General features: G+C 65.1%; 27 protein-coding genes and 1 pseudogene. 24 read left to right on the plus strand and 4 right to left on the minus strand.

Translation table 11 applies throughout. From position 1 onward, the window contains the following. The first annotated feature begins 151 nt into the window (after positions 1 to 151). Entirely contained in the window at positions 152 to 769 is a 618-nt protein-coding gene (locus R4P47_RS16245; protein WP_317785196.1) for a LysE family translocator, read from the plus strand. Positions 770 to 782: 13 nt separating this feature from the next. On the opposite strand, the gene R4P47_RS16250 is transcribed toward R4P47_RS16245, so the two are convergent. Then, positions 783 to 1,208, minus strand: coding sequence for a hypothetical protein (locus tag R4P47_RS16250; protein WP_149407913.1), 426 nt, complete (start codon positions 1,206 to 1,208; stop codon positions 783 to 785). Between the two features lie 2 nt (positions 1,209 to 1,210). Here R4P47_RS16250 and R4P47_RS16255 point away from each other — a divergent pair, with 2 nt between their 5' ends. The 6 genes from R4P47_RS16255 to R4P47_RS16280 all read left to right on the plus strand — a co-directional run bounded on the left by R4P47_RS16255 (position 1,211) and on the right by R4P47_RS16280 (position 6,949). Continuing rightward, positions 1,211 to 2,626 (plus strand): acyl-CoA synthetase, encoded by a 1,416-nt coding sequence (locus tag R4P47_RS16255; protein ID WP_317548487.1) that lies wholly within the window; start codon positions 1,211 to 1,213, stop codon positions 2,624 to 2,626. 45 nt (positions 2,627 to 2,671) lie between these two features. Continuing rightward, on the plus strand, positions 2,672 to 3,730 hold the full coding sequence (locus R4P47_RS16260) for an ABC transporter substrate-binding protein (RefSeq protein ID WP_300518143.1): 1,059 nt from the start codon (positions 2,672 to 2,674) through the stop codon (positions 3,728 to 3,730). A gap of 71 nt (positions 3,731 to 3,801) precedes the next feature. Next, the gene (locus R4P47_RS16265) at positions 3,802 to 4,461 is read left to right on the plus strand and encodes an SDR family NAD(P)-dependent oxidoreductase (RefSeq protein ID WP_094641253.1); all 660 of its coding nucleotides are present in this window, start codon (positions 3,802 to 3,804) and stop codon (positions 4,459 to 4,461) included. 190 nt (positions 4,462 to 4,651) lie between these two features. After that, entirely contained in the window at positions 4,652 to 5,164 is a 513-nt protein-coding gene (locus R4P47_RS16270) for an OsmC family protein (protein WP_317785197.1), read from the plus strand. A 4-nt stretch (positions 5,165 to 5,168) separates the two neighbouring features. Beyond that, positions 5,169 to 6,467, plus strand: a complete 1,299-nt coding sequence (locus tag R4P47_RS16275) for an O-acetylhomoserine aminocarboxypropyltransferase/cysteine synthase family protein (RefSeq protein ID WP_149407916.1) — start codon at positions 5,169 to 5,171, stop codon at positions 6,465 to 6,467. Next, the gene (locus R4P47_RS16280) at positions 6,464 to 6,949 is read left to right on the plus strand and encodes a CoA-binding protein (RefSeq protein WP_317785198.1); all 486 of its coding nucleotides are present in this window, start codon (positions 6,464 to 6,466) and stop codon (positions 6,947 to 6,949) included. The genes R4P47_RS16275 and R4P47_RS16280 overlap by 4 nt, the downstream gene beginning before the upstream one ends. Before the next feature lie 4 nt (positions 6,950 to 6,953). Here the strand turns inward: R4P47_RS16280 and R4P47_RS16285 are convergent, their stop codons facing one another. Further along, positions 6,954 to 7,715 (minus strand): SDR family NAD(P)-dependent oxidoreductase, encoded by a 762-nt coding sequence (locus tag R4P47_RS16285; protein ID WP_262498613.1) that lies wholly within the window; start codon positions 7,713 to 7,715, stop codon positions 6,954 to 6,956. A 61-nt stretch (positions 7,716 to 7,776) separates the two neighbouring features. On the opposite strand from R4P47_RS16285, the gene R4P47_RS16290 reads away from it, so the two are divergent. The 4 genes and pseudogenes from R4P47_RS16290 to R4P47_RS16305 form a co-directional block, all read left to right on the plus strand. Beyond that, a complete protein-coding gene (locus R4P47_RS16290) occupies positions 7,777 to 8,361 on the plus strand; it encodes a TetR/AcrR family transcriptional regulator (RefSeq protein ID WP_094641261.1) in 585 nt (194 codons plus the stop codon). 10 nt (positions 8,362 to 8,371) lie between these two features. Then, positions 8,372 to 8,803 (plus strand): DUF1810 domain-containing protein, encoded by a 432-nt coding sequence (locus tag R4P47_RS16295; protein WP_317785199.1) that lies wholly within the window; start codon positions 8,372 to 8,374, stop codon positions 8,801 to 8,803. Between the two features lie 10 nt (positions 8,804 to 8,813). Further along, complete coding sequence (locus tag R4P47_RS16300) at positions 8,814 to 9,269, plus strand: 6,7-dimethyl-8-ribityllumazine synthase (RefSeq protein WP_317785200.1); 456 nt, start codon at positions 8,814 to 8,816, stop codon at positions 9,267 to 9,269. 401 nt (positions 9,270 to 9,670) lie between these two features. Beyond that, positions 9,671 to 10,480 (plus strand): annotated as a pseudogene (locus R4P47_RS16305) (DUF222 domain-containing protein); the annotation flags it as partial. Positions 10,481 to 10,565: 85 nt separating this feature from the next. On the opposite strand, the gene dapD reads toward R4P47_RS16305, so the two are convergent. Continuing rightward, positions 10,566 to 11,519 carry a 2,3,4,5-tetrahydropyridine-2,6-dicarboxylate N-succinyltransferase gene (dapD, locus tag R4P47_RS16310; RefSeq protein ID WP_149407923.1) on the minus strand — a complete coding sequence of 318 codons (954 nt, stop codon included), beginning with the start codon at positions 11,517 to 11,519 and terminating at the stop codon, positions 10,566 to 10,568. 211 nt (positions 11,520 to 11,730) lie between these two features. Here dapD and R4P47_RS16315 point away from each other — a divergent pair, with 211 nt between their 5' ends. The 12 genes from R4P47_RS16315 (at position 11,731) to R4P47_RS16370 (ending at position 21,214) form a co-directional block, all read left to right on the plus strand. After that, on the plus strand, positions 11,731 to 11,874 hold the full coding sequence (locus R4P47_RS16315) for a hypothetical protein (RefSeq protein ID WP_156516329.1): 144 nt from the start codon (positions 11,731 to 11,733) through the stop codon (positions 11,872 to 11,874). A gap of 46 nt (positions 11,875 to 11,920) precedes the next feature. Next, positions 11,921 to 12,865 carry a hypothetical protein gene (locus tag R4P47_RS16320; protein ID WP_317785201.1) on the plus strand — a complete coding sequence of 315 codons (945 nt, stop codon included), beginning with the start codon at positions 11,921 to 11,923 and terminating at the stop codon, positions 12,863 to 12,865. An 11-nt stretch (positions 12,866 to 12,876) separates the two neighbouring features. Beyond that, positions 12,877 to 13,962 (plus strand): succinyl-diaminopimelate desuccinylase, encoded by a 1,086-nt coding sequence (dapE, locus tag R4P47_RS16325; RefSeq protein WP_317785202.1) that lies wholly within the window; start codon positions 12,877 to 12,879, stop codon positions 13,960 to 13,962. Positions 13,963 to 13,972: 10 nt separating this feature from the next. After that, positions 13,973 to 14,779, plus strand: coding sequence for a TIGR00730 family Rossman fold protein (locus R4P47_RS16330; protein ID WP_149407926.1), 807 nt, complete (start codon positions 13,973 to 13,975; stop codon positions 14,777 to 14,779). Then, positions 14,776 to 15,339, plus strand: a complete 564-nt coding sequence (locus R4P47_RS16335; protein ID WP_094641277.1) for a TIGR00730 family Rossman fold protein — start codon at positions 14,776 to 14,778, stop codon at positions 15,337 to 15,339. Before R4P47_RS16330 ends, R4P47_RS16335 begins: the two co-directional genes overlap by 4 nt. A gap of 92 nt (positions 15,340 to 15,431) precedes the next feature. Further along, on the plus strand, positions 15,432 to 17,207 hold the full coding sequence (locus R4P47_RS16340; protein WP_068053074.1) for a long-chain-acyl-CoA synthetase: 1,776 nt from the start codon (positions 15,432 to 15,434) through the stop codon (positions 17,205 to 17,207). A 36-nt stretch (positions 17,208 to 17,243) separates the two neighbouring features. Then, entirely contained in the window at positions 17,244 to 18,104 is an 861-nt protein-coding gene (folP, locus tag R4P47_RS16345) for a dihydropteroate synthase (protein WP_094641281.1), read from the plus strand. Continuing rightward, a complete protein-coding gene (locus tag R4P47_RS16350; protein WP_068053080.1) occupies positions 18,101 to 19,030 on the plus strand; it encodes a glucosyl-3-phosphoglycerate synthase in 930 nt (309 codons plus the stop codon). Before folP ends, R4P47_RS16350 begins: the two co-directional genes overlap by 4 nt. 31 nt (positions 19,031 to 19,061) lie before the next feature. Next, positions 19,062 to 19,388, plus strand: coding sequence for a DivIVA domain-containing protein (locus R4P47_RS16355; RefSeq protein WP_317785203.1), 327 nt, complete (start codon positions 19,062 to 19,064; stop codon positions 19,386 to 19,388). Continuing rightward, complete coding sequence (locus R4P47_RS16360) at positions 19,385 to 19,993, plus strand: DNA-3-methyladenine glycosylase I (protein WP_317785204.1); 609 nt, start codon at positions 19,385 to 19,387, stop codon at positions 19,991 to 19,993. The genes R4P47_RS16355 and R4P47_RS16360 overlap by 4 nt, the downstream gene beginning before the upstream one ends. A 95-nt stretch (positions 19,994 to 20,088) precedes the next feature. After that, entirely contained in the window at positions 20,089 to 20,256 is a 168-nt protein-coding gene (locus R4P47_RS16365; protein ID WP_008714277.1) for a DUF3117 domain-containing protein, read from the plus strand. Positions 20,257 to 20,359: 103 nt separating this feature from the next. Further along, a complete protein-coding gene (locus R4P47_RS16370; RefSeq protein WP_317785205.1) occupies positions 20,360 to 21,214 on the plus strand; it encodes a methyltransferase domain-containing protein in 855 nt (284 codons plus the stop codon). 10 nt (positions 21,215 to 21,224) lie between these two features. Here R4P47_RS16370 and glgA read toward each other — a convergent pair whose 3' ends face one another. Further along, positions 21,225 to 22,388, minus strand: coding sequence for a glycogen synthase (gene glgA, locus R4P47_RS16375; RefSeq protein WP_317785206.1), 1,164 nt, complete (start codon positions 22,386 to 22,388; stop codon positions 21,225 to 21,227). Between the two features lie 76 nt (positions 22,389 to 22,464). On the opposite strand from glgA, the gene glgC reads away from it, so the two are divergent. Next, complete coding sequence (gene glgC, locus R4P47_RS16380) at positions 22,465 to 23,679, plus strand: glucose-1-phosphate adenylyltransferase (protein ID WP_037191552.1); 1,215 nt, start codon at positions 22,465 to 22,467, stop codon at positions 23,677 to 23,679. The last annotated feature ends 59 nt before the right edge of the window (positions 23,680 to 23,738 follow it).

The following is a 23,738-nucleotide window of genomic DNA, read 5'->3' on the forward strand; positions in this document are numbered from 1 at the left end:
ATTCTCCCAGCCGACCACACCCCACTACAGACCAACACGCAGCAACATCAACCAGGCCCAATTCGCAACAGCCCGGATTCCGTCGCTTGACGTGAATTGTGGACACTCACGTCAGTTGGACCCAACTCGAGCCGGGTGTTCTCATGTACCCATGACCCTCAGCCTGCTGCTCAGCTTCGCCGGTGTGTGCTTTCTGCTGGCGATTCTGCCCGGGCCCGATTCGTTTCTGGTGCTGCGCTACAGCATCGGGGGACTGCGACCGGGGATCGCGGCGGCGATGGGCGTCGCGATCGGTGGACTGTTCTGGGCCGTGCTGGTGGCCGTCGGGCTGGCGGCGATCGTCGAGCAATCCGCGACGGCGTATCGCGTCGTCAAGATCCTCGGTGGGCTGTATCTGCTGTACCTGGGCGTGAAGGCCTTCCGGGCGCGACGCAAGAACAAGGTGGCCGGTGAGCCGCTGGTGCCTGTCGCTGCGTCTGCGTGGTCGGCGTTCGGTGCGGGTGTTCTTTCGTGCGCTCTCAATCCCAAGGTCGGACTGTTCTACCTTGCGGTGGTGCCGCAGTTCCTGACCGTGGTCACCTTCGCCGGTGCCATGACGCTCGGGCTGGTCGAGGTGGTTGTCGCCGCGCTGGTGATGGGAGTGTTCTCCGTTCTCGCCTCACGTGCGGTGGCCCTGCTGAGCAGGCCCGCGGTGACCGACTGGCTGGACCGAATCAGCGCCGGATTCCTGGTTGCCCTCGGCATCGGAACTGTCGGGTCCGCCGCCTAGCAGAGCGCGCCGATCACGGCTCGAGTACCGGCTCGATCCCATCCCAGCCGCCGCGTCGGATGCGGAGGATGTAGACCAGTTCGTTGCTGCCGAACGCCTCGACGGTGGTGAAGCGTTTGGGCTCCGTGTTGACCTCGGGATTGCGTGCGTGCGCTTCCTCGTAGAGCTGAGTGGCTCGAAGATCGGCCAACTCCACCCGGGTCCAGAAGTCGTCGGACTGCACCGAGTAGACCAGCCTGGGTGCGCCGTCGGTGACGTGCGCGATGTCGATGTCGTCATCGTCGGAATCGGAGTCCTCGAGGTCCAGGTCGAGGTCGTCCTCGGAATCGGTGTCCTGCTCGGCGTCGGTTCCGATCAGATAGACACCCGCCTGCAGGTCACCGGCGGCGACCGTCATGTACTCGGCGTAGTCGCCGGTGTCGATTCCGTCCACGTCCATGTATGTACGGTAGCCATGTGCTGCTTCGTTCACTGAACCCACTCGCCGTTGCGCGGGGAGACGATATTCCCGACGCCATCACGATCGACGGAGTCTCGCTCTCTCGTGCCGACATCCTGGGCGCGGCGACGTCCGTGGCCGAACGCATCTCGCGTGCCGACCGACTTGCGGTCTACGCGACGCCGTCGGTGAAGACGGTGCTCGCTGTTGTGGGTGCACTCATCGCCGGTGTCACCGTGGTGCCGGTTCCGCCCGATGCCGGGGTGGCCGAACGTGAGCACATCCTCCGCGACTCGGGCGCGCAGGCGTGGCTCGGTGAAGCGCCGCCGGACACCTCCGGGCTCGAGGTCCTGCCGGTGCGTCAGCATGCACGGTCGTGGCACAGCTACCCCGAACCGCAACCGTCCTCGGTCGCGTTCGTGCTCTACACCTCCGGTACCACCGGCCCGCCGAAAGGTGTGTTGATTTCTCGCAGTGCCATCGCGGCCGGGCTCGACGCGTTGGCGCAGGCCTGGGCATGGACGTCGAGAGACACTGTGGTGCAAGGACTTCCGTTGTTCCACGTGCACGGTCTCATCCTCGGCGTCCTCGGCCCCCTGCGAGTGGGCAGCCCGCTGATCCACACCGGGAAGCCGACGCCGGAGCTCTACGCGGCCGCGCGCGGATCCCTGTACTTCGGGGTACCGACCGTATGGTCGCGTGTCGCCGCGGACGAGGCGTCGGCCCGCGCCCTTGCCGGTGCCCGACTTCTGGTTTCCGGCAGTGCGCCGCTCCCGGTTCCGGTGTTCGAGAGGCTACGTGAACTCACCGGCCAGGCCCCGATCGAGCGATACGGCATGAGTGAAACCCTCATCACCATCAGCACCCGCGCCGACGGGGAGCGTCGAGCAGGCTCGGTGGGACTGCCGGTCGCAGGCGTCGAGACTCGGCTGCGCGGTGAGAAGGGCGAAATCCTGCCGCACGACGGCGAATCCATCGGAGCGTTGCAGGTCCGCTGCCCCATGCTGTTCGACGGCTACCTCAACAACCCGGACGCGACGGCGAAGACCTTCACCGAGGACGGGTGGTTCGACACCGGAGACGTCGCCCTCATCGAGCCCGACGGCTTCCACCGAATCGTGGGACGAGCCTCGACCGATCTGATCAAGTCCGGCGGCTATCGCGTCGGCGCAGGGGAGATCGAGACGGTGTTGCTGGGGCATCCGAGCGTAGACGAGGTGGCCGTGGTCGGTGTGCCCGACGACGACCTCGGGCAGCGCATCGTGGCGTACGTCGTCGGCACCGATGTGGAGGATCGGGTGCTGATAGATCTGGTGGCCACCGAGCTCTCGATTCACAAGCGGCCCCGCGAGATTCGAGTGGTCGACTCTCTCCCACGCAACGCGATGGGCAAGGTCCAGAAGAAGTTGCTCGGCTGATGACCCCTTGACGGCATAGGTTAGGCATGCCTATTGTTTCCGGTCATGACCGCACCTGCGCCCGAATTGGCCGCCGCTTTCGCTATCGGAGCACACCGATCGGAGGCAAACAGTATCGAGGCGGCGACGCGTCGTGAGTTCCTCATCGGCAGCGTTGCCCTCGCTGCGCTGATCGCCGGCTGCGGTAGCGGTGAGGGGCAGGCCACGGGCGATGGGACGGCAGGGGACGGCTATCCCCGCACGATCGTCGACGATGCGGGTGAGTCCGTCGTGATCGACCGTCGACCACAGCGGGTTGCCTGTGTGGCCAACCTGTGGGATCTCGATACGGTGCTCGCGCTCGGGGTCGTCCCCGTGCAGTTCGGGGTGCGCGAGGGCTTCGCCGAGATGATCGGCGCACCGAACAGATCATGGGAGTGGCACGAGAACGCCCTCGCCGAACTCGGTGGGACGAGTGAGCGGATCTCCCTCGGTGAGTCGATCGACACCGAGCGCATCGCAGCCGCCGAACCCGATCTCATCATCGGCGACGACGGGGTGGCCGATTCCCGTTCTCAGCTCGAATCGCTTGCCCCCGTGGTGCAGATCGCGTCGTTCGATTGGCGGGCCAACCTCGAGATGATCGGCGACGCACTCGACCGGCGAGATCGCGCCGACGAGCTCATCGCGGACACCGACGCGAGGATGTCCGCCGCGCTCGAAGGGCTCGACGTCGGCGGTGCCACGGTCGGCTTGATCGCCGCCTACGACACGTCCATGTTCTACGGGCTCGGTCACGAATCGATTCCCGCTGTGGATCTGTTCCGGCGAGCCGGGTTCACGACGGTCGCCGCACTGTCCGACGGAGCGACCGCCGACGCTCCGCGTCCCGAGTTCTCCGCCGAGAACGCCGACGTCCTCGCCGACGCCGATGTGCTCGTCGTGTTCGACTTCGGCTCGGCCGGAATCGTCGAGACCGGACTGTTCACGTCGTTGCCGAGCGTCGCAGCGGGCCGGGTGGTGGTGCTCGAACAAGGTGAAGTGGCTCAGGGCTTCTCGACGTTGAGCCCGCTCAATCTCGACCTCTGCATCGACGTGGTTCGCCGTGCGGCCGAACTGCTGTGAGTACACGCCCCGGGCTACGTCGTTCGGCCGGTCGTCAGCGAGCGTTCGAGTAGGCGGTTAGCCTCGAAATCATGACCACTCTCGACGGCGCACGCATTCTCGTATTCGGTGCCAGCGGCGGTCTCGGCGGACCGATCGTCGAGCAGCTCGCGAAGGCCGGGGCTCGGTTGACTCTGAGCGGCCGGAGCATCGAGTCGGACCATCACACGGTGAACGCCGATCTGACGCTGCCCGATTCGGCCCGATCGGTGGTCGCGGAGGCCGTCGAACACCACGGCGGATTGGACGGAATCGTCATCGCCGCAGGTGTTGTGGCGTTCGGGCCGGTGACCGAGGTGGACGACGACACCGTCGACGAATTGCTGCTGCTGAACTATCTGGCACCGCTGCGTGTGCTTCGAGAAGCACTGACCACGCTGGATCAGGGCGGGTTCGTGCTCAACATCAGTGCCGTCGTGGCCGACAAGCCGATGCCGAACATGGGTGCCTATTCGGCGAGCAAGGCAGCGGTGAGCGCGCTGCTGAAAAGTGTTCGTACAGAAGCGCGGAAGTCGAAGATCAGGATCGTCGACGTGCGTCCGCCGCACACCGAGACGGGGCTTGCGACGCGGCCGATCGCCGGGCAAGCACCGAAACTACCGCAGGGTCTGACGCCGGATGCGGTGGCAGCACGCATCGTCGCGGCGATCACCGACGACGAGACCGATGTCGGCGCGGATCAGTTCTCGTAAGCTATTGTCGGCATCGTGACCGAGACACACGTGACCGACGCAGCCAGAAGGCTCGTGCGTCGTCGCACCATCGACTTCGGTCTCGTCTGCACTTCTTCCTGTTCGTAGCTGTCGATCGAACCCATCCCCGACGAGCATTTCGCGCTCCTCGGGTAGTTCCGGCAACCCTCGAATCGAACAGGAATCTTCCATGACCACTTCTGTGTCCCACATCGGCGGCGTCATCGCTGCCACCGACGATGCCGTGCAGGCCGACGCCAAGAACGGCCACGCGGTGTTCCGTGCCTCCGCCACCGCGCACGATGCCGTCGCCAGCACCGTCACCCTGGGCAAGTTCAGCGTCGAGGTCGACGAGCCGCCCGCCCTCGGCGGTGAGAACAAGGCCGCCAACCCGGTCGAGTACTACCTGGCTTCGCTGCTGTCCTGCCAGGTGGTCACCTACCGCGTCTGGGCCGAGAAGCTCGGTATCGTCGTCGACGACATCAAGGCCAAGGCCGAGGGTGACCTCGACGTTCGTGGATTCTTCGGTTTCGACGACAGCGTTCGTCCCGGATTCGGTGAGGTGCGCGTCGTCGTGACCGTCACCGGTCCGGAGAGCCGGGAGCGGTACGAGGAGCTGCAGGAGGCCGTCGACGATCACTGCCCCGTGCTGGATCTGACGCGCAATCCCACCCCGATTCACACCGTTCTCGAAACGGCCTGATGTCATGAGCGAACGGACATTCGGCCTGCGTACCAGAGCAATTCACGCCGGAGCGAGACCAGATCCTTCCACCGGTTCGCGTGCTGTGCCCATCTATCAGACGGCCAGCTACGTGTTCGAGAATTCCGCGGACGCAGGCGATCTGTTCGCTCTGCAGAAGTACGGCAACGTCTACAGCCGCATCGGCAACCCCACGGTCGCCGCCTTCGAGGAGCGCATCGCGAGCCTCGAAGGCGGCATCGGGGCGGTGGCGTTCGCCAGTGGGTTGGCGGCCGAGTTCGCAGTGTTCGCTGCGCTTGCCGGCACCGGCGACCACATCGTTGCCGCGGCCGGGCTCTACGGCGGCACGGTGACCCAGCTCGACGTCACGCTGCGTCGCTTCGGCGTCGAGACCACATTCGTTCCCGGTACCGATCCTGCGGATTACGCAGCAGCGGTGACGGATTCGACCAAGCTGATCTACGCGGAGATCATCGGCAATCCGTCGGGGGAGATCGCCGACCTCGAGGGTCTCGCCGCCGTAGCGCACGAGCACGGAATTCCGTTGGTGATCGACGCGACGATGGCGACGCCTTGGCTGAGCAGGCCCATCGAATTCGGCGCCGACATCGTGATCCACTCGGCTACCAAGTTCCTCGGCGGTCACGGATCGACGCTCGGGGGAGTGGTGGTCGAATCCGGGCGATTCGATTGGGGCTCGGGCAAATTCCCGCAGATGACGGCCCCGGTGGATTCGTACGGCGGTCTGTCGTGGTGGGGAAATTTCGGCGAGTACGGATTTCTGACCAAGCTGCGCAGCGAGCAGTTGCGCGACATCGGCGGCGCACTGGCACCGCAATCGGCATTCACGTTGATCCAGGGAGTGGAGACGCTGCCGCAACGCATGGACGCGCACGTCGCCAATGCTCGGGTGGTCGCCGAGTGGCTCGAGGGCGATTCCCGCATCGACTATGTGAGATGGGCTGGGCTGCACAGCCACCCGCATCACGAACGTTCCGAGAAATATCTGCCCGCCGGACCTGGAGCGGTGTTCGCCTTCGGAATCGACGGAGGCCGGGCCGCCGGACAGGCGTTCGTCGAGAGCGTTCAGGTCGCCAGCCACGTCGCCAACATCGGTGACGTGCGCACGCTCGTTATCCACCCGGGAAGCACCACGCACCGACAACTGACCGACGAGCAACTCCGCGGAGCAGGTGTCGGTCCCGAGCTGATTCGTATCAGCGTCGGCCTCGAAGACACCGAGGACATTCTGTGGGACCTGGATCAGGCCCTGACACTGGCAACCGGAAAGGAGCGGTCATGAGCGAACGCACCTGGCAGGGCCCGTCCGCCCAGGAACGGCAGCGCATCCTGCGGGAGACCAAGACGGTGGCGATCGTCGGAGCGTCCAAGAATCCCTCGCGGGCAAGCTACTTCGTCAACCGCTACCTCTCGTCGACGAGCAACTACGAGATCTTTCTGGTGAACCCGACGGTCACCGACATCGAAGGAACGACGGTCTACCCCACACTCGCGGACCTACCGAAGCCGCCGGATCTGGTCGACGTGTTCCGCAAGTACGACGACCTTGCTGCAGTGCTTTCGGAAACCATTGCAGCGCATGCGAAGACGATCTGGCTGCAGTTGGGGCTGTGGCACGAGCAGGTGGCCAATGACGGCGAGGTAGCGGGATTGAACGTCGTCATGGATCGGTGCCTGAAGATCGAACACGCCCGATTCCACGGGGGTTTGCACCTGGCCGGATTCGATACGGGAGTGATCGATTCGCGTCGTACCCGCGGTTAGAGGTTCACGCCTTCAGCAGACGGCCGCTGATGACGGTGGCCAGTGCACGTGGAGCCAAACGGACACTGCCGGCGCTGATCTTGTTGGACAGGCCGGACACGATGCTGGCGGGGGTGCGGCGAGAGTCCAACGCGCGCAGAGCCGTCGCGACCACCTGCTCGGAGGTCTGAAAGTTGCCCACCGCGGCGTCCTCGGATCCGACGACGTCGAAGAACTCGGTGCGGGTAGGGCCGGGGGAGAGCGCGAGAATCTTCAGCGGCGAGGCGCGGTGCTCGAAGGCAAGCGCTTCGGTGAAGTTCAGGACGAATGCCTTCGTCGCGCCGTAGACGGCCATATTGGGTGTGGGTTGGTACGCGGCGGTACTCGCCACGTTGATCAGTGCGCCGGTCAGGTTCGGCAGGAATGCGTGAGTGAGGTCCACCAGCGCACTGATGTTGAGGGCGATCTCGGCGGCGACGCGTGTGGGGTCCTCGTCGGCGAACTTCCCGTGCGTGCCGAAACCTGCGTTGTTGATCAGGGTGGTGGGGGTGATTCCCCTGTCCGTCAATGTGGTTCGCAGGGTTTCGCCGATGCCGGGGACGCCCAGATCCATGGCTACGACGGTGGCCGTCACGCCGTGATCGGTTTCGATGCGCCGCGCCAGGGCGTTCAGTCGATCGGCGCGTCGTGCCACGAGGACGACGTTCTCGCCGCGTGCGGCGAAGCGGGTGGCGAATTCCTCGCCGAGGCCCGAACTTGCTCCGGTGATGAGCGCTGTGGAAGTCATGGTTGCCAATGTAGGCAGTGTCAGCATTGTTGTCAACGCCAACATCGCCTAGGGTGAGGTCATGGCAACGCAGCGCTACCACCATGGCGACCTGCGTGCGGTGTTGCTCGACGAGGCCGAACGGAGCATCGCGCACGGCGGGGTCGACGCGTTGTCGCTTCGGCAGCTGGCCAGAGACGTCGGAGTCAGTCACGGTGCCCCGGCGCGCCACTTCCGTGACAAGCAAGCGTTGCTGGATGCATTGGCGCTGCACGGTTTCGAGGAATTGAACCGCCGGATGGTCGCAGCGGCAACGGGACCCGGTGAGCTGATGGCCAGGTTCCGTGGCGTGGCCCGTGCCTACCTCGGATTCGCCGTCGAACACCCGGAGTTGCTGGATGTCATGTACAGCACCAAGCATCACCCCGACGCCAGTGAGAAGCTGAAAAGCGTTGCGCACGAGAGTATGACCGCCACCGAGGCTTTGCTGAAGGAAGCGATGGCGGCCGGTGTGATCACCGAGGCTCCACCCGAGATACTCGCGCGCGTCGCTTTCGCGAGCGTGCACGGACTCGCGATGCTGGCCACCGGCGACCTGCTCGACGGCGTCCCGACCGAGGATCTGCTCGACGCCACCGTGGACACTCTGCTGCGCGGGTTCACCTAAGTTGAACGGCATGACCGAATACGACCTGCAACGCTTCGTCGATGCTCAGGACCCCGTCTGGACCGCGGTGACGAAGGAACTGAAAGCAGGGCGAAAGCAGACGCACTGGATGTGGTTCGTGTTCCCGCAGTTGGCGGGGTTGGGGCGCAGTGCGACTGCCCAACACTTCGGCATCGCCGATCTGACCGAGGCGAAGCTGTACCTGTCCCACGAAGCACTGGGTCCTCGCCTGAAGAAGGCGGCACGGCTTGTGGTCGCTGCCGAGGGGCGGACGGTCGACGAGATCTTCGGTTATCCCGACAACCTGAAGCTGCATTCGTCCATGACGCTTTTCGCCGAAGCTACCAAGGGGCAGTCCGTATTCGGCGAAGTGTTGCAGAAGTATTTCGCCGGTGAATTCGATGGCCCGACACTCGACTTGCTCGACGAGCGATACCGCTAGCATCGCACCCATGACCACTCCACTCGCCGGATCCATTGCTTTCGTCCACGCCAGCTGGCACCTGGACATCGTCGATCGCGCGCGAGTGGGATTCGCCGCCGAACTGGAGAAGCTCGGACAGGCCGAGACGCCGCTCGACGTGTTCGAGGTGCCAGGGGCCTTCGAGATCCCACTGCATGCACAGCGGTTGGCCAAGACGGGCAAGTACGCCGCGATCGTCGCCGCTGCGCTGGTGGTCGACGGCGGAATCTACCGACACGATTTCGTCGAAACAGCGGTCATCGACGGCCTGATGCGAGTGCAGCTGGACACCGACGTGCCGGTGTTCTCGGTGGTGCTGACGCCTCACCACTTCCACGAACACGCCGACCACATGGCCTTCTTCACCGCGCACCTGGAGAAGAAGGGTGCCGAGGCTGCACGCGCAGTGGTGAAGACTCTGGCGTCGCTGGGGACCATCGGCTGACCCTGGTCCGAGCCTCCGATATCGATCGCGCCGGAAGACCGGTTCGACGCAGACTGGGAGGCGGGCGGGTTCGAGCTACGGGAAGTTGCACCCGAGACCTTCTTGCTGACGTACACCCTGCTGCTCGACGACCGGCTCACCCGCAGGGTCACGGTGTGGCAGCGAAGTACCGATGCTTGGAAGATTCTCTACCACCAAGGAACTGTGGTGGTCGACCGCGAATCGTGAAGAATGAGTCGGCTCCTATCACACGCCACCGACAAGTTCCGATTCACGAATAGTTTAGCAGGACAACAGTTTTCGATTCAACTATGGTTGCCAGTCGAACGCGCGTTCGATACACTTGCTCCATGACCACGGAGATCTGGCAACTGAGCGAGAGCGAACTGCTCGCCGACGCCGACGGAACCCAAGACGATCGCAGCCCCGCCAAGCGCAGAGCCGACGCCTTCGGACACATCCTCGACCAATACCTCGCCTCCAGCGATCGCCCCATCGAAGGCGGTGAACGCCCGCACCTGAACCTGCACATCAGCCTGCGCGATCTCACCGACCTCCAGAACTGCGGCGGCGACGACGACATCACCGACGACGAAACCTCACGCGCAGCAGCCGAATCCGACACCGACACAGCCGATCCCGTCGACATCAACACCGGCGTACCGATGCACCCCGACACCGCAGAACCGCATGCGGCGGAAGAACCCGAGGCCGACAGCGCTGCGGGAGCTGCCGCCGATCGTGGCGCGTATCGCGACTTGTTCGGCGACGGCGCTTCGGTCGGGTGGCTGCCGTGGATGGGACCGCTCTCCCGCAACACCTCCCGCCAACTGGCCTGCGACTGTGTTCTCACTGCGATCGTGATGGACGAGAACGGCAACCCACTCAACCTCGCCCGCACCGCCCGCACCGTCACCGCGAAACAGCGCAGAGCTCTCACCGCCCGCGATCACGGCTGCGCGTTCCCCGGCTGCGGAAAACCCGCCGCCTGGACCGAAGGACACCACATCTGACACTGGGGCGACGGCGGACCCACCGACATGAACAACCTGGTTCTGCTCTGCGGATTCCACCACCGCCTCATGCACCATTCGGATTGGGAAGTGTTCATCGGCACCGACAACCACCCCTGGTTCGTACCGCCGGCAACCGTCGACCCCTACCGGCAACCCAGGCCATCCCACGCCCGAGCAGGCCCCCACATCGCGTGAGCGTCAGGAAAGACTCCAGCCCCGCACCGAGAACACGGTGCGGGGCTGGATGAGATTGTTCGACAGGCCGATTCGAGTGGAGCGGCTAGTCGTTGGCGTGCAATGCCGCGTTCAGTTCGACACCGGTGCCCTTCCACGGCACCACCTCGACAGCACCCGACAGTGAGTTGCGACGGAACAGCAGGTTCGACTTGCCGGACAACGTGGCAGCCTTCACCACTGTCCCATCCGGACCGCTCACCTTCGTGCCGGCGGTGATGTAGAGCCCGGCCTCGACGACGCAGTCGTCACCGAGCGAAATGCCGAGCCCGGAGTTCGCGCCCAACAGGCAGCTCTTACCGACGGAGATGACGTTCTTGCCGCCACCGGAGAGCGTGCCCATGATCGACGCACCGCCACCCACGTCGGAACCGTCGCCCACCACGACACCCGCGGAGATACGTCCCTCGACCATCGAGTTGCCGAGCGTGCCGGCATTGAAGTTGACGAAGCCCTCGTGCATGACCGTCGTCCCGCTGGCCAGGTGCGCGCCGAGACGAACGCGGTCGGCGTCGGCGATACGAACTCCGGTGGGAACGACGTAATCGACCAGGCGCGGGAACTTGTCGACTCCGTACACGGTCACCGGACCGCGGGCGCGCAGCTTTGCGCGCACCGTCTCGAAACCGTCCACGGCAGCAGGCCCGAAGTTGGTCCACACCACGTTGGCCAGCAGACCGAACACTCCGTCGAGGTTCTGCCCGTGCGGCTGAATCAACCGGTGCGAGAGCAGATGCAGTCGCAGATACGCATCGTGGGCGTCGATCGGGGCGTCGTCGAGCGAGGCGATGCTGGTGCGCACTGCGACTACCTCGACGCCGCGCGCCTCGTCCGGTCCGACGAGAGCGGCCAGCTCCTCGGGGACGTCCGAACCCTCGAGCCGGGTGGTGCCGGTCTCGAAGCCCGACCCGAGCTCCGGGCTCGGAAACCAGGTGTCGAGAACAACGCCCGATGTCGTGATGTTGGCGATTCCTACTGCTGATGCTCCATGTGCGCTCACGGGACGAAGAATACGCGGTTGGCCGAATGCGGTGGGCTCGGCAACCGGCTCCGGTCGGCGACTGTTCTGCACACGGTCTCGGGCGTGCGGATTGCGGGAACACCTCGATTCGGGTGCTGCGTCGGTTCGTTATCGGTTCGACTGCCGAGCGTGATCGCATCGGGATGCATGCCGACGAATCGGCCGCGGGGGAGCTGACAGAGTGTGTCCGGTGATCACTCGTACCGCCTCCCGTAGCCGTGGCGCGACCTCGGTGATGGCGGGCAGTGTGTCCTTCACCGGGTTGGTGACAACCCTGGCGACGACGATCGTGCTCGGAGTCGCACTGGGTTTGGTTGTCACAGGCGCGTGGTAGACATCGTCATCGGCTGACAGGGGGTCGCCGAGGCTGGGGGAGAGTCATGAATTCGAGCAAGTCCGCGCGCGTACGTTCGATCGTCACGGCTATTGCTGCCGCTGTGGTGGTGTCGGGCGGCGTCGCCCTAGGCTCCGGCACCGCAGCCGCAGATCCCGATTGCGCCGGAGCAGGCGGGCCGTCGGCAGTGGTCGCACGAATCCCGGGGTCAGCTCTGGAAGGACTGGCAGTCGACGCGTCGGGCCGCGCCTACGTCACCGACATCGTCTCCGGCCGGGTGTACCGCATCGACGCGCCAGGACAGGCCGCGTATCCCATCGCGACGGTCCCCAGCGGTGGCGGCGGCGCTCTGGCCTGGATGCCCGACGGCACCCTGCTGGTCGGCTACGGAGCCGATCCTCGCGTCTTCGTCGGAGACATCGTCAGGGCCGCGGGGATCGTTCGACTCGACGTCGACACTCTCACCGTCACTCCGTTCGCGACCGGTCTGAGCGCGGCCAACGGCCTTGCCGTTGCCGCCGACGGAACGGTGTACGCCACCAACGACTTCGGCTCGCTGATCGGCCGGATCGGCCCCGACGGTTCGGTCGACCCGGCGTGGGCGAGCTTCCCCAGTGCCAACGGCGCGGTACTCGACGCCGCCGATCGGTACCTGTACGTCTCGCGGACTTTCGTGAACCCGGGCGTCAGCAGGATCCCGATCGCCGACCCCTCGGCACCGGAAAGTGTTCTCGACCTGTCGGGGCTCGACAGTTTCGCGGCTCCGGACGGGCTCACCCTCGACGATGCCGGACGCCCGGTGGTGCCGCTCAACGCAGGCGGCTCCGTCGTCCGCATCGATGCGCCGGGGGCGACATGTGTCATCGGCACCGGTACGCGGTTGACGAGCGTCGTGGCCTACGGGCGTTCCGACCAGGGCTTCTCGAGCGGAAGATTGTTCGGTGCCGGCTTCGACGGCGTGGTCCGCGAGATTCCGGGATCCACGGCCTAGAGTTTTCTCCCGTGACGCTCGAACTGCATGCCGACCCGATAGACCTCACCGCGGCGCTGGTGGACATCCCCAGTGTCAGTGAGGACGAATCGCGCATCGCAGACGAGGTGGAGCAAGCGCTTCGCGAGCAGACGACGGGCTTCGAGATCATCCGCAGCGGCAACGCCGTGCTCGCCCGAACCAACCGCGGACTGGCATCGAGGGTGATGCTCGCGGGTCATCTCGACACGGTTCCCATCGCGGACAACGTGCCGTCGCGACGCGAGCTCGACAGCGCCGAGGGCGACATTCTGCACGGGTGCGGAACCGTCGACATGAAGTCGGGTGACGCGGTGTTCCTGCACCTCGCCGCCACGATCGACAACCCTGCGCACGATCTGACCCTGGTTTTCTACGACTGCGAGGAGATCGCGGCCGCGCGGAACGGACTGGGCCGGATCGAGCGCGAACTCCCCGAATGGCTCGCTGCCGACGTCGCCATCCTCGGCGAACCGTCCGGCGGATTCATCGAGGCCGGTTGTCAAGGGACACTGCGGGTTCGGCTGACGGCGTCGGGAACGCGGGCCCACAGTGCCCGGTCCTGGTTGGGCGACAACGCAATTCACAAGTTCGGTGCGGTTCTCAACCGTCTCGCCGCGTATCGCGCACGCACCGTCGATATCGACGGCTGTGTGTATCGCGAAGGGCTGCAAGCAGTCCGGATCTCCGGTGGGGTCGCGGGCAATGTCGTTCCCGACGCAGCCGAACTCGACGTCAACTTTCGCTTCGCACCGGATCGCAACCTCGACGACGCCGTCGAACACGTTCGTGAGGTGGTCGAGGGACTGGATCTCGGCTTCGAGGTCACCGACTCGTCGCCCGGAGCGCTTCCCGGTTTGAACCGACCCGCAGCGGCCGCTCTCATCGAGGCCGCGGGCGGACAGTTCCGGGCCAAGTACGGCTGGACGGACGTCTCGCGCTTCTCGGCGCTCGGGATCCCGGCGGTCAACTACGGACCCGGCGACCCCAACCTGGCCCACAAGCGTGACGAACGCGTACCCGTCGAGCAGATCACCCATGTCACACAGGTGCTCCGGAGCTACCTCTCTGCCGGATAGCCTGAACGCCATGAACAGCGACCAGGGCCCAAGCGGTTTCGAGGAACACGGCGGTTTCGAGGACCACGACAGTTCCGAGGGGCACAGCAGCGAGAAGCTCGCCAAGCACAAGGGATCCGTCGTACTTCGGCGTGGCCGGAACACCGAGACGTCCACCTCGGATCAACGCCTGCTCGACGAGCGAGGGCCAGGAAACTGGATTCACTCCGACACCTGGCGAGTGCTGCGCATTCAGAGCGAATTCGTCGAGGGATTCGGTGCCCTGGCCGAGGTCCCCAAGGCCGTGACCGTGTTCGGTTCGGCGCGCACCCCCGTCGACCATCCCGAGTACGAGCGCGCCCGGCAACTCGGAGCCGCTCTTGCGAAGGAGGGCTTCGCCGTCATCACCGGCGGCGGTCCCGGGGCGATGGAAGGGGCCAACCGCGGTGCGAGTGAGGCCGACGGCTACTCGATCGGGCTCGGCATCGAGCTGCCGTTCGAGCAGGGGCTCAACGAGTGGGTCGATCTGGGCGTCAATTTTCGCTACTTCTTCGTGCGCAAGACCATGTTCGTGAAGTACTCCCAGGCGTTCGTGTGCCTCCCCGGCGGTTTCGGTACTCTCGACGAACTCTTCGAGGCGCTGACCCTGGTGCAGACCGCCAAGGTCACGAAATTCCCGATCGTGTTGCTGGGCAAGGACTTCTGGTCGGGACTGCTCGATTGGCTCGAGACGACGCTCGTGAAAGAAGGCAAGGTGTCCGAGAAGGACCTCGACCTCATCCACTGCACCGACAGCGTCGACGAGGCTGTCCGGATCGTCCGCGAGGCCCAGCAGTGAGCGAGCGAGCATCGACCGAACGCGCGCTCAGCGTCTGCGTCTACTGCGCGTCGGGTCCCGTCGACTCTTCGTTCATCGACCTGGCCGGTGAGGTCGGCACCGAGATCGGTCGACGAGGCTGGCAGCTCGTCTCGGGCGGCGGCAACGTCTCGATGATGGGCGCGGTCGCCGCGGCGACGCGAGCAGCGGGCGGCAACACGGTCGGCGTGATTCCGAAAGCGCTCGTGCACCGCGAGGTCGCAGATGTCGACGCCGACGAGCTGATCGTCACCGACACGATGCGTGAGCGTAAGAAGATCATGGAGGACCGCGCCGACGCGTTCATCACCTTGCCCGGTGGGATCGGGACGTTGGAGGAGCTGTTCGAGACATGGACGGCGGGCTACCTGGGCATGCACAGCAAGCCGATGGTGATGCTCGATCCATTCGGACATTTCGACGGCATGATGCAGTGGATAGAAGGTTTGCGAGAGACCGGATTCGTCCAGCAACGCGCCCTGGACGCCCTGGTCAGAACGTCGACTGTCGATGCAGCACTGGATGCCTGCGCAACGTTGTGACAGGTCACCAAGCGCGGCCACGAAGTGAGATGCTCAAAGTTGTTACTCTCAAGTAGGGTAAGAAATCTCACATCGTCTTCAAAGGGGAGTTCATGGCTGTCGATGCCCGTCAGAAAATTGGAGTGACCGACCTCGCGGTCGCGTTGCCGAAAATGGTGACGGAGGTGCCTAGTCTGCTCAAGGGTCTGGCGGGATTCACCCGCAAGCCCGACCACAAAGCGTCGATCGGTCAGGTCTTTCAGGACGCCGCCGCGAAGAACAGCGACCGTCCGTTCGTGCGGTTCGAGGGCGAATCGATCACCTACCGAGACGCGAACGAACTCGTCAATCAGTACGCCGCGGTGTTCGCGGACCACGGGGTGAAGCGCGGCGACGTCGTCGGCATTCTCAGCAAGAACAGGCCGGAGGCACTGTTCGCCGCGCTCGCTACCGTCAAGCTCGGTGCCACGGCGGGAATGCTGAACTACAACCAGCGCGGTGACGTGCTCGAGCACAGCCTCGGCATTCTCGACGCGAAGGTCCTCGTGCTGGACGAGAGCGCGCAGGAAGCCCTCGATTCGCTCGACGGGGAGCCGAAGGTCGGAGCAGTGCTGCCGCTGAAGAAGCTGGCCGAGCTCGCGGCGACGGCGTCGACGGCCAATCCGAAGGTCACCGCCGAGATCCAGGCCAAGGAGAAGGCGTTCTACATCTTCACCTCGGGCACCACCGGCATGCCGAAGGCCAGCCTGATGAGCCACTTCCGCTGGCTCAAGTCGATGTCCGGTCTGGGCAACATGGGTGTGCGGCTGCGCAGCAACGACGTCATCTACTGCTGCCTGCCGCTCTATCACAACAACGCACTGACGGTGACGCTGTCCTCGGTGCTCGCAGGCGGCGCGACCATGGCCATCGGCAAGCAGTTCTCGGTGAGCAACTTCTGGGACGACATCCGGCTCAACAAGGCCACCGCGTTCACCTACATCGGTGAGCTGTGCCGCTACCTGCTGACACAGCCGGAGAAGCCGTCCGATCGAGACAACTCGGTCAAGCTGATCGTCGGCAACGGACTGCGCCCGGAGATCTGGGAAGAGTTCACCCAGCGATTCGGCATCTCCCGCGTTGCCGAGTTCTACGGTGCCAGCGAGTGCAACATCGCGTTCATCAACGCCCTGAACATGAAGAAGACCGCAGGCGTCTGCCCGTTGCCGTACGCCGTCGTCCAGTACGACGAGGAGTCCGGCAAGGCCAAGCGCGGCCAGGACGGCAAGCTCCGCAAGGTCGGCAACGGCGAGGTCGGACTGCTGCTGTCCAAGGTCACCGACCGAGCTCCGTTCGACGGCTACTCCGACGACAAGGCCACCGAGAAGAAGCTGGTGCGCGACGGATTCAAGGACGGCGACGCATGGTTCGACACCGGCGACCTGGTCCGCAAGCAGGGCTTCATGCACGTCGCGTTCGTCGATCGCCTCGGTGACACCTTCCGCTGGAAGGGCGAGAACGTCGCGACCACACAGGTCGAGGGAGCCCTGGGTGGCCACTCGTCGATCGACGGTGCCGTCGTGTACGGCGTCGACATCGAGGGAACCGACGGCAAAGCAGGCATGGCTGCGGTGACGCTGCGCGAAGGCGAGACCTTCGACGGCAAGACGATGGCCGAGCACCTCTACGACAAGCTCCCGACGTACGCGGTGCCGCTGTTCGTCAGGGTCGTCGAGAGCCTCGAGCAGACGTCGACGTTCAAGAGTCAGAAGGTGGCCCTGCGCAAGCTCGGCTACGAGGAGGACAGCGACAGCGACCTGTACGTGCTGCGTGGCAAGTCCGGTGGCTACGAGAAGGCGTACGACGGGTACGTGGCCGAGGTCGCCGCAGGCAAGGCACCCAAGGGCTGAGCACTCGAAACATGCTCACGTGCCACTATTGATTTCATGAGCACTCTCTGCGGCAAACCGGTCGCCGACGATCGCGCATTGGTCATGGCGATCGTCAATCGCACCCCCGATTCGTTCTACGACGGGGGTGCGAACTTTTCCGACGACGCCGCGATGGCGTCGGTGCACCGGGCCGTCGCGGAGGGTGCCGACATGATCGACATCGGCGGTGTGAAGGCCGGCCCCGGCGCCATCGTCGACGCCGAGGAGGAGATTCGCCGTGTCGTTCCGTTCGTCGAGGCCATCCGGGACGCGTATCCGGAGCTGCTGATCAGTGTGGACACCTGGCGCAGTGAGGTCGCTCGACTGGCCTGTGGCGTCGGCGCGGATCTGATCAACGACACGTGGGCCGGGGCCGACCCGGAGCTGGTGCGCGTCGCTGCCGCCGAAGGCGTCGGCATCGTCTGCTCGCACACCGGCGGGGCGGTGCCCCGTACGCGCCCGCATCGTGTTCGGTACACCGATGTGGTGGCCGACGTGATCGCCGAAGTCACCGCTGCCGCGGAGAACGCCGTCGCGGAGGGGGTGAAAAAGGATTCGATTCTCATCGATCCGACGCACGATTTCGGGAAAAACACCTATCACGGGCTCGAGTTGTTGCGTCGCGTGGACGATCTTGTAAACACCGGGTGGCCTGTGCTCATGGCGCTGAGCAACAAGGACTTCGTAGGCGAGACTCTAGGGGTAGAGCTCGCCGACCGGTTGGAGGGAACATTGGCAGCGACAGCATTGGCCGCAGCAGGCGGAGCCCGAATGTTCCGGGTTCACGAAGTTGCGTCGACCAGAAGAGTCGTCGACATGGTGGCAGCGATCCAGGGTCTGAGAACCCCGGCGCGGACGGTCAGGGGTCTGGCATGACACTCGCAGATCGAACGGACGTCACCAGGGCGTGGTCCGAGACCAACAGCTGGGACACCCCGCAATGGACCGTCGCCGAACTCGAGGCCGCCAAAGCGGGCCGAACGGTGTCGGTGGTACTCCCGGCGCTCAACGAGGAACAGACGGTCGCCGCCGTCATCGACACGATCCACCCGTTGCTCGGCGGTCTCGTCGACGAGCTGATCGTGTTGGACTCCGGTTCCACCGACGAAACGGCTGTGCGCGCGACGGCGGCCGGTGCACGTGTCATCAGCAGAGAAGAAGCGGTACCCGGGGTCGACCCGGTACCCGGCAAGGGCGAGGTGCTGTGGCGATCGGTGGCTGCGTCGACCGGTGACCTCATCGCGTTCGTCGACTCCGACCTGATCAACCCCGATCCGGCGTTCGTACCCAAGTTGCTCGGCCCCCTACTGATGGGCGACGGCATCCATCTCGTCAAGGGCTACTACCGCCGTCCGTTGCGGACCAGCGGAACCGAGGACGCCAACGGCGGTGGACGCGTCACCGAGCTGGTCGCACGGCCGCTGCTCGCTGCGTTGCGGCCCGAGCTGACCGGGGTCATTCAGCCCCTCGGGGGCGAGTACGCCGGTACGCGCGAGCTTCTGTCCGCGGTGCCGTTCGCGCCCGGCTACGGAGTGGAGATCGGGCTGTTGCTCGATACCTACGACAGGCTCGGGTTGGGGGCGATCGGCCAGGTGAATCTGGGAGTGCGCAAGCACCGCAACCGCCCGCTGGTCGAACTCGGCGCGATGAGCCGACAGATCGTCGGGACGATGCTCAACCGCTGTGGAATGGTCGATTCCGGTGCCGGTCTTCTGCAGTTCCGCGTCGACGGTGACTCGTTCGAGCCGTTCTCGACCGAGGTGTCGTTGTTGGATCGACCGGCGATGAACTCGCTGAAATAGTCGTGTCGGGCGGTCGTGACAAGATCGAGGCATGTTGACGCTGCTGATCTACGTCGTCGTCATTGCCGTCGTCGCTGCTGCATTGTTCTTCGTGGCGTCGGCGGTGTTCGGTCGCGGTGAGGAACTGGGCCCGTTGCCCGAGGGAACCACCGCGACCGTTCTGCCCGCGGAGGGCGTGACCGGTGCCGACGTGCACGCGCTGAAGTTCCAGCAGAGCCTGCGGGGTTACAAGCCCAGTGAAGTCGACTGGGCACTGGAGAGACTCGGCGGCGAGATCGACATGCTTCGTTCGCGATTGTCGGCCGCGCAGTCCTCGGGTACCCCACAGTCGGCCGCATCCGAGCCGGACGGGCAATGAGTGCTGTCGCCGGACCGGACGGCAAGCTCCGCTGTCCGTGGGGTGCCACCGACAACTCTGTGTATCGGGATTACCACGATACCGAGTGGGGTCAGCCGCTCCACGGACGCAACGAGCTCTACGAGCGACTGTGTCTCGAAGCGTTCCAATCGGGTCTGGCGTGGATCACGATCCTGCGCAAGCGCGAGAGTTTCCGCACCGCATTCGCCGGTTTCGATCCGGAGCCGGTGGCCCGCTTCGACGAGGCCGATGTCGATCGGTTGATGAACGACGCGTCCATCGTGCGCAATCGGCTCAAGATCGAGGCAGCGGTGAACAACGCGCGCGCCGTCGTCGATCTCCACGACACCGACCTCGACACCCTGCTGTGGTCCTTCGCACCGGAACCCAGGCCGGCGCGCCTGACCGAGTTCTCCGAGGTGCCCGCCTCGACCGAAGAGTCCACAGCCATGGCCAAGGAGCTCAAGCGGCGTGGTCTGCGGTTCGTCGGTCCGACAACCGCCTACGCCCTGATGCAGGCCACCGGAATGGTCGACGATCACCTGTCGGAGTGCTGGGTGCAGGTCACGAATACCGACTCCGTTTCCCGGTATCGAGGTCGATAGGGAAGAATAGGAGTCAACACCCGTCGCCCCGCGACGAATTTATCTTTTAGGCCGAGGCGCCGAGTTGGTGGGCGCAGATCTGGAGGGAGCAGAGGATGGCGGCGATGAAGCCCCGGACCGGGGACGGTCCCCTCGAAGCAACCAAAGAGGGACGAGGAATCGTCATGCGTGTCCCGCTCGAGGGGGGCGGCCGCCTGGTCGTCGAATTGACCCCCGACGAGGCCGCGGCACTCGGTGACGAACTGAAGGGTGTCACCGGCTGACCGCCCTGTCGATCGATCATCGCTCAGCCCCGCTGGCCGTACCGGCAAGCGGGGCTTTGTGTTGTTTCCAAGGGTGTGCGCGCTGGTGTGAAAGAGGTGCTCGATGCTGACCGACGTCGTGGACGTGCTGTTGTGTCCGCAGTGCCGAGTGCGCGAGGTCGACTCCGGTCTCGGTGTAGGTGACACGGATCGGACTTTGTGGTGCGATCGAGGGCATTCGTTCGACGTGGCCCGGCAGGGTTACGTCAGTCTGCTCACCGGTGACGGCGGCAAGTTCGCCGGCGATTCGGCCGAGATGATCGCGGCACGCGACGTGTTCCTGGAGAAGGGGCATTTCGATCCGATCGCCGAAGCGGTCTCGGCGGGTGTCCCGGTGGACAGCGAGGTGGTGCTCGACGTCGGAGTCGGGACCGGTCACTACCTCGCGGCTGTTCTGGACGCCCGCCCCGACGCCCGGGGGATAGGCGTCGACGTGTCGAAGTTCGCGGCCAGGCGCGCCGCACGATCCCACCCCAGGCTGGGGTCCGTGGTCGCGGACATCTGGAGTGGACTTCCGGTGCGGTCGGGTGCCCTGTCCGCGGTGACGTGCGTGTTCGCCCCACGCAACGCTGGTGAGCTGAACCGAGTCCTCGTCGACGACGGAGTGTTGGTCGTCGTCACGCCCACGATGCGACATCAGCGTGAACTGCGGGGGCCACTGGGACTCATCGGCGTCGCCGAGGACAAGACCCGCCGGCTCGGCGAATCGTTGTCCGGCCTGTTCGAGCCGGTGGCGGAGTCTGCGCTCGACTATTCGATGATGCTCTCGCACAACGACATCGATGCGCTGATCGGCATGGGTCCGTCGTCGCGACACGGTGACCCCGACGCTCGGTCCGCTGCCCTGGAGGAGCTACCGGATGTCACCGAGGTCACCGCGTCGGTGACGGTGTCGACCTATCGCAGGGCGAATCGCTGAGTCGTCCCGATCAGCGGCGCCGCGCCAGCGCGTCGTTGTAGACGGCGATAGTCTGCTTCGCGATAGAGGCCCAGGAGAACTCGGCGACAGCGCGCTCGCGGCCCGCCTTGCCCATCGCCGTTGCGAGCGTGGGGTCGAGGGCGACCTCGTTGACGGTGTCGGCGAGGGTTCGCTCGAAAGCGTCGGGTTCGTAGGAGTTGTAGTGCACCAGGCGTCCGGTGCGGCCCTCGTCGACGACCTCGGGAATGCCGCCGACATCCGAAGCCACCACAGCAGTTTCGCACGCCATCGCCTCGAGGTTGACGATGCCGAGTGGCTCGTACACCGAGGGGCAGACGAACACTGCTGCTGCCGTGAGAATCTCGCGAATCTTGTCGGTGGGCAGCATGTCCTTGACCCAGAACACGCCGCTGCGCTGCTCGGCGAGCAACGCCACCGCGCGCTCGGTCTCCGCGGCGATCTCCGGTGTATCGGGCGCGCCTGCACACAGGACGAGCTGGATCGACGGGTCGAAGTGGTGGGCTGCTGCGATGAGGTGCCCGACGCCCTTCTGCCGGGTGATGCGTCCGACGAACGCGACGATCGGCTTGCTTCGATCGACGCCGATCTCGTCCAGGGTCGAGGTGCCGTGGTCGGCGAACCACCGCTGGGTGTCGATCCCGTTGCGCACCACATGAACCCGGCTCGGATCGAGGCGCGGATAGGCGTCGAGCACATCTTTTGCCATGCCCTCGCTGACGGCGATGACCGCGTCGGCGTACTCCACGGCATTGCGCTCCGACCACGACGAGATGCGGTAGCCGCCGCCGAGTTGCTCGGCCTTCCACGGCCGGCGCGGCTCGAGGGAGTGCGCGGTGAGGATGTGGGGTACGTCGTACAACTCTGCTGCCAGATGACCGGCGAGGCCGGTGTACCAGGTGTGCGAATGCACTACGTCCGCGCCTGCGGCGGCGTTCGCCATCCGCAGCTCGGCCGACAACGTCGTCAACGCAGCGTTGGCTCCGGCGAGCGCGGGATCCGGGTCGTGCACCTGCGCAGTGTCGCGGGGCGCGCCCATACAGTGGATGTCCACGTCGCACAGCGACTTCAGCTGAGCGGATAGCTCGGTGACATGAACTCCTGCGCCACCGTAGATCTCCGGGGGATATTCCTTGGTCATCATTGCTACGCGCACGTGAACGAACCTACATTCCCCAGCAGTTGTGCGTGTACTGCTCGCAAGGTTCTCTCGGTGCGGATAGGTTGAGTGGGTGAGGACACAACCGCACGTACTAGGGATCGTGCTTGCCGGCGGCGAGGGTAAGCGTCTTTACCCGATGACCGCGGACCGAGCCAAGCCGGCAGTTCCCTTCGGGGGCGCCTACCGACTCATCGACTTCGTGCTGAGCAATCTCGTCAACGCCGGTTACCTCCGGCTCTGCGTGCTCACCCAGTACAAGTCCCATTCACTGGACCGCCACATCTCGCAGACGTGGCGGCTGTCCGGATTCGCCGGGGAGTACATCACTCCGGTTCCGGCTCAGCAGCGTCTCGGGCCCCGGTGGTACACCGGCAGCGCCGACGCCATCTTCCAGTCACTGAACCTGGTCTACGACGAGGACCCCGAATACATCATGGTGTTCGGTGCCGACCACATTTATCGGATGGACCCGGAGCAGATGGTGCAGCAGCACATCGACTCCGGTGCAGGCGTCACCGTTGCCGGCATCCGGGTTCCGCGCAGCGAGGCATTCGCCTTCGGGTGCATCGACTCCGACGAGAACGGCAAGATCACCCAGTTCCTGGAGAAGCCGGCGCAGCCGCCCGGCACCCCCGACGACCCCGACGTCACCTACGCCTCGATGGGCAACTACGTCTTCACCACCAAGGTGCTCGTGGACGCCATCAAGGCCGACTCCGAGAACGTCGACTCCGACCACGACATGGGCGGCGACATCATTCCGGCACTCGTCGAAGCGGGCGTCGCCTCGGTGTACGACTTCAACGACAACGTCGTTCCCGGTGCCACCGAACGCGATCGCGGCTACTGGCGAGACGTGGGCACCATCGACGCCTTCTACGACGCCCACATGGACCTCGTGTCGGTGCATCCCATCTTCAATCTGTACAACCGCCGCTGGCCCATCCGCGGATCGGCCGAGAACCTGCCGCCCGCCAAGTTCGTCCAGGGCGGTTTGGCTCAGGAGTCGGTCGTCGGTGCCGGGTGCATCCTGTCCGCGGCCACGGTCCGCAACTCGGTGCTCAGCTCCAACGTCATGATCGACAGCGGCGCGACGGTCGAGGGCAGCGTCCTGATGCCCGGCGTCAAGATCGGTAAGGGTGCCGTCGTGCGGCACGCGATCCTGGACAAGAACGTCGTGGTGGGCGACGGCGAGATCATCGGCGTCGACCACGAACGTGATCGCGAACGCTTCAACGTCAGTGCCGGGGGAGTCGTCTCCGTCGGCAAGGGCGTCTGGATCTAAAGCCTGCGGCAGTGGTGCGGCTCCGATCTCTGGTCGCTCCGCAGGCTCCGCTCCTGTGT

The organism is Rhodococcus sp. IEGM 1370 (assembly GCF_033142325.1).
Lineage (GTDB): Bacteria > Actinomycetota > Actinomycetes > Mycobacteriales > Mycobacteriaceae > Rhodococcoides.

Excerpts from the sequence above, each read along its gene's own strand:
- R4P47_RS16370 (WP_317785205.1), top strand. The coding sequence starts at position 20,360 with ATGCTGACCGACGTCGTGGACGTGCTGTTGTGTCCGCAGTGCCGAGTG.
- R4P47_RS16260 (WP_300518143.1), top strand. The coding sequence starts at position 2,672 with ATGACCGCACCTGCGCCCGAATTGGCCGCCGCTTTCGCTATCGGAGCA.
- R4P47_RS16360 (WP_317785204.1), top strand. The coding sequence starts at position 19,385 with ATGAGTGCTGTCGCCGGACCGGACGGCAAGCTCCGCTGTCCGTGGGGT.
- R4P47_RS16320 (WP_317785201.1), top strand. The coding sequence starts at position 11,921 with ATGAATTCGAGCAAGTCCGCGCGCGTACGTTCGATCGTCACGGCTATT.
- R4P47_RS16275 (WP_149407916.1), top strand. The coding sequence starts at position 5,169 with ATGAGCGAACGGACATTCGGCCTGCGTACCAGAGCAATTCACGCCGGA.
- R4P47_RS16285 (WP_262498613.1), bottom strand. The coding sequence starts at position 7,715 with ATGACTTCCACAGCGCTCATCACCGGAGCAAGTTCGGGCCTCGGCGAG.
- R4P47_RS16255 (WP_317548487.1), top strand. The coding sequence starts at position 1,211 with ATGTACGGTAGCCATGTGCTGCTTCGTTCACTGAACCCACTCGCCGTT.
- R4P47_RS16300 (WP_317785200.1), top strand. The coding sequence starts at position 8,814 with ATGACCACTCCACTCGCCGGATCCATTGCTTTCGTCCACGCCAGCTGG.
- R4P47_RS16250 (WP_149407913.1), bottom strand. The coding sequence starts at position 1,208 with ATGGACGTGGACGGAATCGACACCGGCGACTACGCCGAGTACATGACG.
- R4P47_RS16355 (WP_317785203.1), top strand. The coding sequence starts at position 19,062 with ATGTTGACGCTGCTGATCTACGTCGTCGTCATTGCCGTCGTCGCTGCT.
- R4P47_RS16350 (WP_068053080.1), top strand. The coding sequence starts at position 18,101 with ATGACACTCGCAGATCGAACGGACGTCACCAGGGCGTGGTCCGAGACC.
- R4P47_RS16340 (WP_068053074.1), top strand. The coding sequence starts at position 15,432 with ATGGCTGTCGATGCCCGTCAGAAAATTGGAGTGACCGACCTCGCGGTC.
- R4P47_RS16295 (WP_317785199.1), top strand. The coding sequence starts at position 8,372 with ATGACCGAATACGACCTGCAACGCTTCGTCGATGCTCAGGACCCCGTC.
- R4P47_RS16270 (WP_317785197.1), top strand. The coding sequence starts at position 4,652 with ATGACCACTTCTGTGTCCCACATCGGCGGCGTCATCGCTGCCACCGAC.
- R4P47_RS16330 (WP_149407926.1), top strand. The coding sequence starts at position 13,973 with ATGAACAGCGACCAGGGCCCAAGCGGTTTCGAGGAACACGGCGGTTTC.
- R4P47_RS16245 (WP_317785196.1), top strand. The coding sequence starts at position 152 with ATGACCCTCAGCCTGCTGCTCAGCTTCGCCGGTGTGTGCTTTCTGCTG.
- R4P47_RS16290 (WP_094641261.1), top strand. The coding sequence starts at position 7,777 with ATGGCAACGCAGCGCTACCACCATGGCGACCTGCGTGCGGTGTTGCTC.
- R4P47_RS16365 (WP_008714277.1), top strand. The coding sequence starts at position 20,089 with ATGGCGGCGATGAAGCCCCGGACCGGGGACGGTCCCCTCGAAGCAACC.
- folP (WP_094641281.1), top strand. The coding sequence starts at position 17,244 with ATGAGCACTCTCTGCGGCAAACCGGTCGCCGACGATCGCGCATTGGTC.
- R4P47_RS16280 (WP_317785198.1), top strand. The coding sequence starts at position 6,464 with ATGAGCGAACGCACCTGGCAGGGCCCGTCCGCCCAGGAACGGCAGCGC.
- R4P47_RS16265 (WP_094641253.1), top strand. The coding sequence starts at position 3,802 with ATGACCACTCTCGACGGCGCACGCATTCTCGTATTCGGTGCCAGCGGC.